Source organism: Actinacidiphila sp. bgisy167, from assembly GCF_057707665.1.
This window is the reverse complement of the sequence record NZ_JBYIQP010000073.1, coordinates 1-14308: the sequence shown is the minus strand read 5'-3', so window position 1 is coordinate 14308 and position 14308 is coordinate 1. Positions and strand designations below refer to the sequence as shown.

Annotated in this window: 12 protein-coding genes; 5 read left to right on the top strand and 7 right to left on the bottom strand. The window is 73.1% G+C overall.

Going from position 1 to position 14308, the window contains the following annotated elements; translation table 11 throughout:
• Positions 1-59 precede the first annotated feature (59 nt).
• Positions 60-368, bottom strand: coding sequence for a hypothetical protein (locus AC3ET4_RS23905; protein WP_431952724.1), 309 nt, complete (start codon positions 366-368; stop codon positions 60-62).
• A gap of 103 nt (positions 369-471) precedes the next feature.
• Between AC3ET4_RS23905 and cds1 the strand changes: the two genes are divergently transcribed.
• Positions 472-1623 carry an L-cysteine desulfhydrase Cds1 gene (gene cds1 / locus AC3ET4_RS23900; protein WP_431952722.1) on the top strand — a complete coding sequence of 384 codons (1152 nt, stop codon included), beginning with the start codon at positions 472-474 and terminating at the stop codon, positions 1621-1623.
• Positions 1624-1827: 204 nt separating this feature from the next.
• Here cds1 and AC3ET4_RS23895 read toward each other — a convergent pair whose 3' ends face one another.
• Positions 1828-2688 (bottom strand): DeoR/GlpR family DNA-binding transcription regulator, encoded by an 861-nt coding sequence (locus tag AC3ET4_RS23895; RefSeq protein ID WP_431952720.1) that lies wholly within the window; start codon positions 2686-2688, stop codon positions 1828-1830.
• A gap of 246 nt (positions 2689-2934) precedes the next feature.
• Here AC3ET4_RS23895 and AC3ET4_RS23890 point away from each other — a divergent pair, with 246 nt between their 5' ends.
• Complete coding sequence (locus AC3ET4_RS23890) at positions 2935-5262, top strand: hypothetical protein (protein ID WP_431952718.1); 2328 nt, start codon at positions 2935-2937, stop codon at positions 5260-5262.
• Here the strand turns inward: AC3ET4_RS23890 and AC3ET4_RS23885 are convergent.
• The 5 genes from AC3ET4_RS23885 to AC3ET4_RS23865 form a co-directional block, all read right to left on the bottom strand.
• Positions 5232-7697: a right-handed parallel beta-helix repeat-containing protein gene (locus tag AC3ET4_RS23885; RefSeq protein WP_431952716.1), complete on the bottom strand. Its 2466-nt coding sequence runs from the start codon at positions 7695-7697 to the stop codon at positions 5232-5234. The two genes, AC3ET4_RS23890 and AC3ET4_RS23885, sit on opposite strands and share 31 nt — an antisense overlap.
• Before the next feature lie 168 nt (positions 7698-7865).
• Positions 7866-8474, bottom strand: coding sequence for an Rv1733c family protein (locus AC3ET4_RS23880; protein WP_431952714.1), 609 nt, complete (start codon positions 8472-8474; stop codon positions 7866-7868).
• Positions 8475-8608: 134 nt separating this feature from the next.
• Complete coding sequence (locus AC3ET4_RS23875) at positions 8609-9445, bottom strand: MOSC domain-containing protein (protein WP_431952712.1); 837 nt, start codon at positions 9443-9445, stop codon at positions 8609-8611.
• A 60-nt stretch (positions 9446-9505) separates the two neighbouring features.
• Entirely contained in the window at positions 9506-10012 is a 507-nt protein-coding gene (locus AC3ET4_RS23870) for a DUF6643 family protein (RefSeq protein WP_431952710.1), read from the bottom strand.
• A gap of 352 nt (positions 10013-10364) precedes the next feature.
• Positions 10365-11585, bottom strand: a complete 1221-nt coding sequence (locus tag AC3ET4_RS23865) for a glycosyltransferase (protein ID WP_431952708.1) — start codon at positions 11583-11585, stop codon at positions 10365-10367.
• A 55-nt stretch (positions 11586-11640) separates the two neighbouring features.
• Between AC3ET4_RS23865 and AC3ET4_RS23860 the strand changes: the two genes are divergently transcribed.
• From AC3ET4_RS23860 to AC3ET4_RS23850, 3 genes are all read left to right on the top strand, one after another.
• On the top strand, positions 11641-12426 hold the full coding sequence (locus AC3ET4_RS23860; RefSeq protein ID WP_431952707.1) for a glutamate racemase: 786 nt from the start codon (positions 11641-11643) through the stop codon (positions 12424-12426).
• 112 nt (positions 12427-12538) lie between these two features.
• Positions 12539-13066, top strand: coding sequence for a hypothetical protein (locus AC3ET4_RS23855; protein ID WP_431952705.1), 528 nt, complete (start codon positions 12539-12541; stop codon positions 13064-13066).
• A gap of 686 nt (positions 13067-13752) precedes the next feature.
• Positions 13753-14238, top strand: a complete 486-nt coding sequence (locus AC3ET4_RS23850) for an NUDIX hydrolase (RefSeq protein WP_431952703.1) — start codon at positions 13753-13755, stop codon at positions 14236-14238.
• The last annotated feature ends 70 nt before the right edge of the window (positions 14239-14308 follow it).

The window sequence follows — 14308 nt, the reverse complement described above, 5'->3', positions numbered from 1 at the left end:
TCACCCCGATGGATGCTTACCGCAACTCCACGAACGCGGAGAGTGCCGTTCCGTCCGGATCAATGGCGAGCGACCCGCTCACGAGCGGTTCGCAGAGCGTCCAGGAAGCGACTTGCCGATGCGGCGCCCTGCCTGCGCAAGGTCAGCAGATAGCCCGTTCCGTTGAGCCGGGTCAAGGTGCGGCGCCGCACCGCGAAACGCGGGGTCAGGGCGTGGACGTCCTCCACCGGGGCACTGTCGATCTCCCGCCCGCGGCTGGTGAGCAGCACCAGCCGCCCGTCCTGGATGAGGACCTGCCCGCCCCGGGTCAGCGACCGCAGGCGCCGTCCGATGCGTACCCCTGTGGCGGTGAACTCCGCTTCGGCCACGGCGCATCCCCTCCTTCGTCCGTTGCAAGTCTGCCCGTTCCGGGGGCGCCGTACCAGCGGCTGCCTATCATCGGAGCAGTGGCGCTAAGGGAAGGCGGCGCAGGTGAGCGGCAACGAGAAGGACGCCCCTGAAGACCGTACGGGGACGGCGCAGGCCGTGCCCGCCGCCGACGTGGACCGGACCGACCCGCACTACCGGCGGTGGCTCAAAGAGGCGGTGCGCAAGGTCCAGGCGGACGCCAACCGCTCCGCCGACACGCACCTGTTGCGCTTTCCGCTCCCCGACGCCTGGGGTATCGACCTGTACCTGAAGGACGAGTCGACCCACCCGACCGGCAGCCTCAAGCACCGCCTGGCCCGCTCGCTCTTCCTCTACGGACTGTGCAACGGCTGGATCCGGCCGGGCAAACCCGTCATCGAGGCCTCCAGCGGCTCGACCGCGGTGTCCGAGGCGTACTTCGCGGCCCTGATCGGCGTGCCGTTCATCGCGGTCATGCCGCGCACCACCAGCTGGGAGAAGCAGCGGCTGATCGAGTTCCAGGGTGGCCGGTGCCACCTGGTGGACGACCCGAGGACGGTGTACGAGGTCTCCGCCCGCCTCGCGGAGGAGACCGGCGGCCACTACATGGACCAGTTCACCTACGCCGAGCGCGCCACCGACTGGCGCGGCAACAACAACATCGCCGAATCGATCTACCAGCAGCTGCGCCTCGAGCGGAATCCCTGCCCGGCGTGGATCGTGGCGACCGCCGGCACCGGCGGCACGTCGGCGACCATCGCCCGCTACATCCGCTACAAGCAGTTCGACACCCTGGTGTGCGTCGCGGACCCGGAGAACTCGGTCTTCTTCGACGGCTGGGTGAACGGCGACGACACGGTGCGCTGTGAGCGGGGTTCGCGGATCGAAGGCATCGGCCGTCCCCGGGTGGAGCCGAGTTTCGTGCCCGGCGCCATCGACCGGATGATGAAGGTGCCGGACGCCGCCTCCGTGGCGGCGGTGCGCGCCCTGGAGACGGCCATCGGGCGCAGAGCCGGGGGGTCGACGGGGACCGGCCTGTGGAGCTCCTTCAAGCTCGTCTCGGAAATGGTCGCCGCGGGCCGCACGGGCAGCGTCGTCACCTTGCTGTGCGACCCGGGCGACCGGTACCTGGACAAGTACTACTCCGACGCCTGGGTCGCCGAACAGGGGCTGGACACCGGGAGCTACGCCGCCACCATCGACGCGTTCCTGGCCACGGGGCGCTGGCCTGACTGATCATGCCGTCCGTGTCCTACCAGACGCTTCCCACCGGCGGCCGGACCGTGCGCTCGCCTCCGGGAAGCGGGCTCGGCAAGGCGAGCGCCCCGCGTACGCCGACGCCAACGCGGGCGACGGGCACGCCCGCGACGAGGAGTCGACCAGGGGATGACGAGGGTCCCCGGGGGCGCCGGCAGCCGACGCACGACGACCGCTCGGGCGTCAGCTGCTCGCCGGGCCCGCGCCGACGGCTTCGCCGGACTCGGCTTCCCCCGGCTCGCCGGCGACGACCAGGTCCGACACATGCTCGGCGATCTCCACCCGCAGCACATCGGGGATGCCCGCGTCCGTGACGAGGGTGTCCACGTCTTCCAGAGCAGCGAAGGAACTCAGGCCCACAGTGCCCCACTTGGTGTGGTCGGCGACGACGATCACACGGCGCGCGGATCGCACGAAGCGCCGGTTGGTCTCCGCCTCGGCGAGGTTGGGGGTGGACAGTCCCGCCTCGACCGAGATTCCGTGGACGCCGAGGAAGAGCAGGTCGAAGTGGAGCGAGCCGATCGCCCGGTCCGCCACCGGGCCGACGAGGGAGTCCGAGGGGGTGCGGACGCCGCCGGTGAGGACGACCGTCGCGGCGCCCTCGCCGCCCGTCGCGCCGCCGGACGCCGCGTGGAAGACGTCGGCGACCCGCACGGAGTTGGTCACCACGGTGAGGTCGGGTACGTCGAGCAGGTGGTGCGCGAGTGCGAACGTCGTGGTGCCGCCGGTGAGCGCGATGGCGCTGCCGGGGGTGACCAGGCGCGCGGCGGCGCGGGCGATGGCCTCCTTCGCTCCCGGCTCGAGGCCCGCCTTCACCTCGAAGCCCGGCTCGTGACTGCTGGCCGGGACGACCGGCACGGCGCCGCCGTGGACCTTCTCGACCACGCCCTGCCGGGCGAGCGCGTCGAGGTCCCGGCGGACGGTCATGTCCGAGACGTTCAGCTTCCGGGTCAGCTCGTTGACGCGGACCCCGCCGCGCCGCCGGACCTCGTCCAGGATCAGAGCGCGCCGCTGTTCCGCGAGCAGGTTCTGGTTGTCGCTCACCCGAGGTCCCGTCCTGTCCTCCGCTGTGGTCCGATGCTGCCGGCCGGCAGTCTCGCTATCCTTCCACGACCTCGCCCTGCGGACACCGGCCGGAGGGCGAGGGGTGACCGGTCCCACACGCGCCGCCCGTGACACGTTCGGGTGGCATTCGTGAACAGCTCTGTCCATCACTGGCATGTATGCCCGATTCTGAATACGCGCAATGCAGTACGCGCGTCACGGGGAATGTGCGGGGAGGCGATCGCGATGCGGTCGGATGCGGAAGAACCAACGGAGCTGTCGCTCGAGTTGCTGGTCCACGGCGTCGGTGGGACGACGCCGGAGAGGATGCTCAGGGACCCGCGCATCACGCGCGTCTGCGGTGACGACACCGCCGGGATCTACCGGCGTGCCGAGGACGCCGATGCCGAGCGCCGCCCGCAGGCCTACGCCGGGGGCCCGGTGCCGGACGCCTACTCGTGGTGCAATCTGACGTCCGGGGACGGCAGCCGCGCGCTGTGGCTGCTCCTGCTCCCCTTCATGGTGGCCAACCTGGCCCACTGGATGCGGCCGCCGGTCACCCGGCCGGGCGTGGACCGGGCCTACGACATGCTGGTGCGGTTGCTGGCCCTGTCGCTCACGGTGCTGCTGGTGGCCGCGGCCTGTGAGGTCGCGATGGATCTGGTGGCCTGGCAGTGCGCCGGCAACGCCGCCTGTGCTGGCGGGAAGAGTTGGCTCTCCTTCCTGGCCGCGAGGGAGCCTGGGCGCCGGATCGCCGCCGGGGCCGCGCTGCCCGCCGGACTGACCCTGCTGCTGTGGTGGTTGTCCCGGCGCACCTGGTACGCCTACGAGTCGCAGCGGCCCCTTCCTGGCGCGCCTGCGGAAGAGCCTGAGGGGTCGGACGTCACGCCGCTCGCCCGGCGCGGCTTCTGGTACGGGCGGCGGTTGGTGGCCCGGCTCCGCGCGGCCCACACGGCGGCCGGCATGCTCACGGTCTCGGTCGCGTTGGTCGTCCCCCCGCTGGAGCGGGACATGGACGCCGGAAAGATCGGGACACTCGCCGCCGTAGGTTGGTCGCTGACGGGAGTGCTGGTCGGACTGACGGCCGCGGTGGTGGCCGTGACCTGCGGCATGGGACGCAGCGAGCAAGCGCCGGACAGGGCCCTGGACCAACGGTCGGCGCGGACGATGCTCGGAGGTACGGCCGCCGCCCTGCTGGCCGCCACCGGATACGCCTGCTGGCACCGCCCGGGCTGGACCGCCGGCGGACGGCTGCCGGCGGGGGACGCATTCGGCTGGCTCACTCTGATCCAGGGGCTGTTACTCGTGGCGCTCGCGTCCGTGGCTCATCTGATGCACCGCTCCGGCGGTGGCCGGGCGGAGCTGCGCGGACTGGGCGGCCCTGCGGTGGCACTGCTCGCGTGCTGCCTGGGCGGCGTGCTCACCGGAGGCATCACCCAACGGGTCGCCGACTGGCTGGACCGTGGCGCCACGCCTGGAAGCGGCGCCGTCGCCGGGCCGCCTGTGCTGCTGTCCTGGCAGGCCGCGGCGATCCCGGTGCTTCTCCTCGTCCTGGCCGTCGTGGTCGTCGTGCGCGGCAGGGCGCTGCTGCGCCGGGCCCGCACGCTGGTGCCGCAGGTGGAGTCCGATTACCCGGGGGAGGTGCACGAGCCCGCCCGCAGCCGTCAGATCGCCACGGCGCGGGCCCGGGCGGAACTCACCGACCAAGCTGCCGTGTTCATCGGGGTCGTCGGGGGCGTCGCCTTCCTGCTGGGCGCGGGGGCGCTCGGCGGGGCCTGGCTGAGCGGGACCGTCCCCGGCAGGGCCGTCGCGGGCGCGCCAGGATGGGTGCGCATGGTCGCGGAGACCGCCCAGGGCCTCGGTTCCTGGCTGGTCGGCGCCGGAGTGGTCGCCCTGATCGCCCTCGGCCGCCGGGCCTACCGTGACGCCGGGGCACGTCGCACCGTGGGCATCCTCTGGGACGTCGGCACCTTCTGGCCGCGCGCCGCGCACCCCTTCGCCCCGCCCTGCTACGCCGAGCGCGTCGTGCCCGACCTCACTTGGCGCATGACGACCTGGACGAGGGCACACCGCGGGCGGATCATCCTCTCCGGTCACTCCCAGGGGAGCGTCCTGGCCGCGGCCGCGATATGGCAGCTGGATCCGGCGACCCGGACGCGGATCGCGCTGCTCACCTACGGTTCCCCGCTGAGCCGGCTGTACGGGCGCTGGTTCCCCGCCTACTTCGGTCCCAGCGCCCTGGCCTCGCTCCGCGGGGAAGTGCACTCCTGGCGCAATCTGTGGCGCCTTACGGATCCCATCGGCGGTCCGGTCCACCTCGACGAACCCGGGCCACCGGCCGACCGCGCGCCGCTGCCGGACCCGGTGGCGTACGGCCGGACGGAGGAGCATCCGCTGCCGGCGCCCTTGCTGACCCACTTCGACTACCAGGCCGACCCGGCCTTCGCCGCCGAGCGTGCCCGCCTGCTCGGCTCGTCGTACCGGGACACGGAGTACCGGGACACGGAGTACCGGGACACGGAGGGGATGCTGCCCGTACAGGGTCAGGGCAGCGGGGGGAGGTCCTCCGGGTAGAGCAACTGCAACTCCTCATGGCTCGGTTCGCTGATCCTGGCGAGCCGGCCCGCGTGGCGCTCGACCATGGCCTCGAACGTCTGCCGGGCCGTGCGGCCGTTACCGAATGCAGGACCCTTCGGGATCGTGGTGAAGTACGTGTAGAGGGCCTCGCCGGCGTCCTCGGAGAGCTGGTACTCGTGCTCCTCGGCCTGGGCCCGCACGATCCGCAGCAGTTCCACCGGCGTGTAGTCGTCGAAGGTGATGGTCCGTGAGAAGCGGGAGGCGACACCGGGGTTGGCGGACAGGAAGTGCTCCATCTCCGCGGTGTACCCGGCCACGATCACCACGACGGCGTCGCGGTGGTCCTCCATCAGCTTGACCAGGGTGTCGATGGCCTCTCGGCCGAAGTCCCGGCCCGAGTCCTCGGGAGCGAGGGCGTACGCCTCGTCGATGAAGAGCACGCCGCCGCGGGCGCGCTCAAAGGCCGCCTGGGTGCGGATGGCTGTCGAGCCGATGTGCTCGCCCACCAGGTCGACGCGGGCCACCTCCACCAGATGGCCGCGCTCCAGCACCCCCAGGGCGGCCAGGATCTCGCCGTAGAGTCGGGCCACGGTCGTCTTGCCCGTGCCGGGGGAGCCGGTGAAGACCAGGTGGCGGCGCGGAGAGGGCGCCTTGAGTCCGGCCTCGAGCCGTCTGCGGCCCACCGCGATCAGGTCGATCAGGGAGCGCACCTCGCGTTTGACGTTCTCCAGGCCCACCAGCGCGTCGAGTTCGGCCAGCACCTCGTCCGAGTGACGGGTGCTCCCGCCCGTCGCGGGGACCGCCGGGGCTACCGAGGCCGCCGGGGCCGGCACGGGCGCTGCCGTGGGCTCGGCGCCGCTGGTCGGGGTCACGGGCAGCCCGCCGAGCAGCCCGAAAGTCGTCGCCGCAGGCACTCGTTGGACGTCTGCGGCAGGAGCGCCCGACGATGCCGGAGCGGTGCGGAGCTCTCCGCTCTGATCACTGGTGCAGTCCTCCGTCACCGGGCCCGGCTCGGCGAACTCGTAGCCCCCGCGGGCACACCGCTCGGTGCGGCAGCGGGTGAGCGTCGAGCGGCAGCCGTCGATGATGTGGAAGCCGTAGCCCCTGCTGCCCGTGACCCGGCAGCGGGCGAAGGTCCCCCGGCCGCCCGCGGAGACATAGAAACCGGCCTCGGCGGGATGGGTGACGACACAGCGCTCCAAGGTGGGGTCGGCGCCCTTGGTGACGATGACACCCGTCGCCGTGTCGTCGATGGTGCAGGCGGACAGCGTGCCGCCGCTGCCGTGGTCGCGGAACCACGCTCCGGTGGAGGCTTCGCGGATACGGCAGTCGTCGAGCTGCACCGTGGCGCCGTCGCTGACCGAGACGGCGGTGTTGCGGACCTGGAAGATGTCGCTGTCGACGACGTCGGCGCGCGACCCCCGGTCGAGCACGAACAGGGCGTCGGGCACGGTGTGCACGCGGCAGGAGTCGAGGACGGCGGCGGCTCCGTCGCTGACCCAGACCGCCGGGTAGTCCCCCTGGCTGTCGTGGATCTCGCACTGGTTGGCGTCGACCCGGGTCCCCGGGTCCCACACCGACAGGCCGTTGCGGCCGAAGCGCCGCACGGTGGTGCGGGTGAGGGTCAGCACCGAACGGGAACGCAGATCCACGGCGTTCTCGGGAACGTCGTGGATGTCGCAGTCGGACAGGGTCAGCACCGCGTCGGTGTCCAGGGTGATGCCGTCGCCGGTCGTACGGTGCACCCGGCACTCGGTGAGGTGGCCGGCAGCCCGCGCGGCGACCTGTACGCCGGTGCCCTTGACCTCGTACACCTCGCAGCCGACCGCCTCGGCCACCGTGCCCTCTCCGGTGAGTGCGAGGCCCGCGCCGGAGGAATTGTGGATCCTGCAGCGCTCCAGCCTCGGGGAGGCCCCGCCGCGCACCGAGACGCCGGTCTGGCCGGCGGCCACCACCTCGCAGTCCTCGAACAGGCCGCCCGCTGCCTGCAGGACGCTGATCCCCAGCCCGGCCGGATTGTCCACGGTGCAGCGGCGCACGGTCGGCCGCGCCCCGTCACGGACCTCTATGCCCACGGCGGAACGGGTGTTGACCCGCAGCCCGGTGAGCTCGGGCGCCGCGCCCTCGATGAGCAGGGCGGCGGCGGATGTGTCCTGACCCTCGACGGAGAGGTCCTGGACGGTCGCGGCCGCCCGTACGGTCAGCGCGACACCGGCCGACGGTGCGATCCGCACGGAGCCCGGTCCCTCGGCGGCACGGAGCGTTATGGCCTTCTCCACGACGAGGTTCTCCCGGTACGTCCCGGGGACCACCGAGAGCACGTCGCCCTCGGTGGCCGCCTCCAGGGCCGCGGCGAGGCTCTCGTACTCTCCCGTGCGGCGGCGCCACCGCGAGCTGCTCGTGTGCGTCACCTGAACCACGCCCTGTGCCATGGAGATGCTCTGCCCCGTCCTCTTGCACTGCGCCGACCTGGGGGCCTCAACGGTAGCGCGCGCCGGGCGGGGGCCATCACCCAGTTGGTGAGGGATCACCTGACGGATCATGCCGGATGAGGCCGATTGCGGGTGGCCGGGCGGCACCGACGGACGTACCCGGTGTGGTCAGCCTCCTGCCCCGGCCCGGCCCCAGCTCTGCCCGGCGGCGGCCCACTCGCGCTCCCACTCGGCGAGCCTGCGGCGCATCAACTGCCACATCAGCAGCTGGCGGCCCATGACCCCCAGCACGCACGTCGCGAAGAAGGTGCCGATGCCGGCGAGCATCGCGTGCGTGGCGGCGGAGTGGGCGTCCAGGGGCGCCGGCATGGGCACAACACCGGACTTGTCGGTCCACATGGTGACGCGGTCGCCCTTGTCGCGGGCGGCGTCAACGCGCACCTGGGCGGTGTGGACGTGTCCGTCCGGTGCGGTCCAGCGGACCACGGCGTCGCGGTGGGCCTCGCGTACACGGCCGGACTCGGGATCCGGGTCGGCCGCCTCACGGGGCCCCGCCTGGATCACCACGGCACCGACCTGGGTGCGGTTGGCCTGCTCGACGCGGACGGTGTGCTGCAGGGAGCGGTCGACGGCCAGTCCCGCGGTCAGTCCGGCGGCGGGCGCCCCCAGGACGATGGCACACCCGGCCACCACGCTCGCGAAGCCTTCGAACACGTCGGAACGGCGACGCAGGCTGTTCTTCCGCCAACGCCACCACCGTACGTGCGTGGCCGCCATCGGTCGCGCACCCCCTTCGCCGTCCAAGTGCCGCATGCGGCATGGCACATGCGGGGCACGAACCGGAGGAAGGGAGCATCTGTGACGCCGGAGCCCTTCCGGGGACCGGGTTTGTGCCGCGGTCTCGGGAGCATTCACCCCACAATCGTCAACGCGTCGCCCACCCGGAGCGTTCCGGGCCGTACGGGCACGAGATTCTGTCCGAAAACCAGTCTGCCCCCGAATCGGCGGTGGCGCGCGAGGGTGCGCAGCGGCTCCCGGCCCCGCACCGCGGTGCGCTGGTCCGTCGTCGTCACCAGACACCGCCCGCAGGGCTTCGCGACACGGAATTCGACGTCCCCGACGCGAATTCGGGACCAGGAGTCCTCGGCCCAGGGATCGGTCCCCGCGATCACGACGTTGGGACGGAAACGGTCCATCGGCAGCGGCCCCTCCCCGGGGTGGTCGCCCGCCGCGATCAGCGCGTTGAGGTGGGCCAGTGACGCCTCGGTCGTCACGAGCAGGGGGAAGCCGTCCGCGAAGCTGACAGTCTCGCCGGGGCGTGCGTAGTCCGGGTCGATCGGGCGGCGCCGGGCGGGGTCGTCGAGGTACACGAGGGTGACCTCCGCGCCCAGGAACGCGCCGAACCAGGCGGCGGCCGCGTCGCCCGCGGGTACGGCCTCCACCGTGTCGCCCCATATGTGCACCGCGACCGTCGCGGACGGTCGCGGTGTGGCGACATCCAGTACCGGCATGCCCGGAGCGGTGAGCAGCAGCCCGCCTTCCGGGGACGGCTCCGCGCGCGCCAGGGCCAGCCGGGGTTGCTCCCGCTGCGTGACGCATCGTCCCGCAGCGTCGGTGAGCATCCACCGGCGGTCTCCGGCGAGCCCCCACGGCTCCACCATGGCCTCGGACAACCGCTGCCCACCGAGTGACTTGACGGGGTGGACGTGCAGTGAGCTGAGGCGGGGTGTCGGCGTCGGAGTCGTCATTCCGCCATCGTGCCAGGCGGCGCGGTCACCCGTCGGCGGGGACCGGGCCGTCCGCGGGCGTCAGCCCGAGTAGTAGCCCTGGCCGAGGTTGCGCCGCTGGTACGGCTGCTCCTCGTAGCCGGTCGGCGCCACGGGCCGCGGCGGCGCGGGACGCGGGGCCGCGGCGGGGCGTACTTGCTCGTAGCCGGCCGGGCTCTGGTACTGCTGCGGGGCCTGCTGCGCCGGGTACCCGCCGTTGTAGGCCGCGGGCCGGGGCGCGGTGGCCTGTTGCGGGATGTAGGGCGCAGGCGCCTGCTGCAGCGGGGGCTGCTGGTAACCCGGCGCCGGATGGCCGGAGTACGACGGCGCGCCCGGCGGGGAGGGGTAGTGGGAGGGCCCGGCGGGCAGCGCGGGAAGGGCGGCCGGCAGGGCCGGGAGGTTGCTGCCGGTGGTCTCGTACGCGGACGGGACGCGGATCGGCGCGATCTGCGGGGTGCCCCGCTCTGCGACCAGGCTGTCGTAGATGGGGGTGTCCGGGAAGAACGGCGACGAGTAGCCACCGCTGTAAGAACCGCGGGGGGAGGTCATAGCCCATAAGTTAAGCCCACGATGTGCTGGTTGGGGAGACCGATTAGCAGGACATTTCCTGTGCAGTGGGTGACGCCTGAGCCGTATTGCGATCGAATCGGAGGAAATCGGTCTCCGGCTGCCGTACGGATCCCGTAAAGGCGGCAGGGGCCTGGGGTGTTGTCGTCCATTCTTGCCCGGGAAACACGGGCGCGACCGGGTGCCGGCCGGGCGGTCTCGCACGGTGAGGGATCCACTGCATCAGCGCACCAACAGGTCACTCGCACGAAGGAAAACGGCGCGTTCGCCGGATTCCGGCGAACGCCGTCCCGACAGGCGCCCGGATATGCCGCGGGGCCCGGCCTGGCGCCGTCTACGCCGAAGCGTCGTCGGGCCTCGGCCGCGCATAGGTGCGGCCCTTCCAGGCGGCTCCGCGGCCCCTGGCGTGCTGCACCGCCGAGTCGACCGTCATGAGCAGGTAGAGGACGGCCGTGAACGGCAGAAGCACCGCGGACCACGGCGGCTGCCGGTAGTAGCGGAGCATCGGCAGATAGGTCCCGCACATCAGGGCACAGGCTGCCGCGCCCGCCGCGCCCAGCCACCGTTCTCCGGCGAGCGCCCCGCCGACCGCGGCGACCGGCGGAACCACGTACACCAGAAGCAGCCCGAGCACCGTGCCGATGAGGAGGACCACGCTGTGCCGCAGCTGCGCGTACGCGCTGCGCGACACCATGCGCCACAGCTCGGCGAGACCGGGGTAGGGGCGGACGCTGTCGACGTCGTCGGCCAGGCCCAGCCAGATCCGCCCGCCGGAGCGCTTGACGGCGCGGGCCAGTGCGACATCGTCGATCACCGCGTGCCGGATCGTGTCGGGCACGCCCGCCCGCTCCGCCGCCGTCCGGCGGATGAGCACGCATCCGCCGGCGGCCGCGGCGGTCCTGGCGCGCGGCCGGTTCACCCGGCGGAACGGGTACAGCTGCGCGAAGAAGTAGACGAAGGCCGGGACGACCAGCCGTTCCCAGGTGGTGGCCACCCGCAGCCGGGCCATCTGCGACACCATGTCCAGGCCGTCGCCCTGCGCAGCGGCCACCAGGCGGCGCAGCGAGTCCGGGCCGTGCGCGATGTCGGCGTCCGTCAGCAGCAGGAACTCGGGGCGGCCGGAGGAGGCGGCCACCTCGATGCCGTGCCGCACCGCCCACAGCTTCCCCGTCCAGCCCGCCGGGACGGGCCCCGGCGTCACGACGCGCAGCGGCAGCCCGTCCGCGCGCCGCGCCAGCTCCCAGGCGAGTTCCCCGGTGCCGTCGGTGCTGCCGTCGTCCACCAGGACGACCTCGGCGTGACCCGGGTAGCGCTGCGCCAGAACGCTCGGCAGGCTCAGCGGCAGCACCTGCGCCTCGTCCCGCGCGGGGACGACCACCGCCACGTCCGGCCACTCCCGCGGCTCCGCCGCGACAGCGGGCAGCCGCACATCCGTCCGCCAGAACAGCCCCTGCGCCAGCAGCAGCCACACCCACGCCAGCAACGACACCACGGACACCCACGTCAGCCACGTCACCCCCGCAGTCTGCCGCCGCCGCCCTCCCGTGCGCGGCATTTCCCTGCACGGCCGCGAAGCGGGCCGACAATCGCATCACGTAAGGTGGTGCCCCGTGAAGATCGCGTTGATGGACTCCGGAATCGGCCTGCTCGCCGCGGCCGCCGCCATCCGCCGGCTGCGGCCGGACGCGGACCTGGTGCTCTCCAGCGACCCCGACGGCATGCCCTGGGGCCCGCGCACCCCCGAGGACGTCACCGCACACGCGCTGGCCTGTGCCCTCGCCGCCGCCGAGCATCGTCCGCAGGCGCTGATCGTGGCCTGCAACACCGCCACCGTGCACGCCCTGCCCGCGCTGCGCTCGGCCCTCGAGCCGGCGATCCCCGTCATCGGCACCGTTCCGGCGATCAAGCCCGCCGCCGCCGACGCCGCCAAGGTGGCGATCTGGGCGACCCCGGCGACCACCGGCAGCCCCTACCAGCGCGATCTGATCGCGGCCTTCGGGAACGGCGCCGAGATCACCGAGGTGCCGTGTCCCGGCCTCGCGGACGCCGTCGACCGGGCGGACGAGGCCGCCACCGCCGCCGCCATCGCCGCCGCCGCCGCACTGACGCCCTCCGACGTCGAGGCGGTCGTCCTGGGCTGCACCCATTACGAACTGGTCGCCGACCGCATCCTGGCCGCCCTGGCCGGGCCCGCCCGGCTCTACGGCTCGGCCGACGCGGTCGCCGCCCAGACGCTGCGCCGGATCGGCGCCGAGCCGCGGCCGGACGCGGCGCCCACCGGAGGTCTCGCGGTGATCCTCAGCGGCCGGGCGGGCACCGTCACACCCGAGGCGTCGGCCTACGCGGAGGGCCGCGCCCTGGGTTCCGGTGTCGCCGCCGCGGCCGAGGTGCGCTGAGAGGTCGCGCGGCCTCCAGAGCCCGTCCGGCCGTCCTCCGGGCGTGGAGTCCTCGGCAGTCTCCCGCCGGACAGCGGTGCCAAGTCGCCGAGAGGTGAGTAGGCTGCGAAGTATGACGGACGCGCAGCGTGACCAAGCGCGTACACCCCAGATGTGGACGGGCCACGCGAGCAACCGCTTCCAGTGGCTCCTCGCGGCCGCAGGGGCCGCGTGCCTGGCGCTCGGCATCGAGCTCGCCGTGGCCGCTCCGTACACCTCGGGTTCCGTGCCCCTGGTCATGTCGGTGGTGGGCTGCATCGCGGTGGGGCTGCTGGTGCTGTTCGGAACCGTCGCGTTCACGCACGTGCGCGTGAACGTGGACCGAGACGGGCTCCAGGTGCGCTGCGGCCACATCGGCGTGCCAAGGCGCCGCTTCCTGTGGGAGGAGATCGTCGACGCCCGTCTCGCCCCCGTCGTCAGTCCCCGCCACTGGGGTGGCTGGGGCTACCGCTGGCGCCCGGAGCAAGGCACCGCCGTCGTCGTCCGCCGTGGGCCTGGCGTCGTCATCGACCTGGGCAGCGGCCGGCACTTCACCGTCACCGTGGACGACGCCGAGGGCGCCGTCCGGGCCATCCGCAGCCGGCTGGCCGTGCGGCCGTAGCAGCAGCCCCAGGGCGCTCACCGTGAGCACCGCTGATTCGCCGGTGCGGCGGCGCGCGCAGGGCATGCACGGTGCGCTCGGCCGGCGTGGGATCCGGGCGCCCCGGCGAGCGGCACGTTCCATAGGGTGGCCGAAAGCGTTCACCCAGAGCGCGACCTTGCCCGACTCACCCGTCCGGGCCATGCCGAGGACGACGGTCGCCGCGCCGTCGCGTGAGTCGTCCCGGCGGCAGTCGTCACCGGCTGTTCTCCAGGTCTTCGAGGAGGCCGGGGCGGGGCCGCACGCTCCGCGACACGCCGCGAACACGCGACACGCCGCGAACACGCGACACGCCGCAATGCCGCTGCGGAACCGACGAATAGCGGAACCCGGCCGCCGGAGAGCCGGCCGGGAGGACGATCTCCCGCACCACGGCGAGGGCGGCCGCGGCGGCGACGGCCACCGGGCGCAGGCCCCGCCGATAGGGGGCGGCGTGTGCTCCCTCCCGGCAGGCCGAGGGTCCCGCGGCGACGACCAGGGACCGCACGGCGCGGCAGGCGGGGGCCGACGCGGTAGCGATCCCTCCCCCGGAGCGCGACGATCCGCCGCGGAGCCTGGTGTGCGCCAGGGCCCGTACGGCGTGCCCGGACCGCGGGCGTGCACCGCGGGGGAGGGCGTGGCGCGACCCAGGACGTAGGCTCGGGGGCGTGCCGATTCCCGAATTCATCCGCGAGCTGCGGGCCCTCGTCGGGCACCGGCAGTTGCTCCTGCCCGGTGTCACGGCGGTGGTCCTCGACGACGACGGCCGGGTCCTGCTGAACCGTCGGGCCGACAACGGCCGCTGGTCCCTCATCGGCGGCATCGCGGAACCCGGCGAGCAACCCGCCGACACCGCCGTGCGCGAGGTGCTGGAGGAGACCGGGGTGCGCGCGGTCGCCGAGCGCGTCGTCCTCGTCCAGACGATCGAGCCCGTGCTCTACCCCAACGGGGACCGCTGCCAATACGTGGACATCACCTTCCGCTGCCGTGCAGTCGGCGGACAGGCCAGGGTCGCGGACGACGAGTCGCTCGACGTCGGCTGGTTCGATGTGGACGGGCTGCCCGATCTCGGCAACCACGGGCGGCTGCGGCTCAAGCACGCGCTGTCCGAGGGCCCCACCTGGTTCGAGCCCGCGGATCCGCCACAAGAGTGAGTGTGCGCTGCCACCACGGGCAGCGACACGAGTGTGGGCGGCGCACACATCGGTCGGCGCCCGTGCGCTG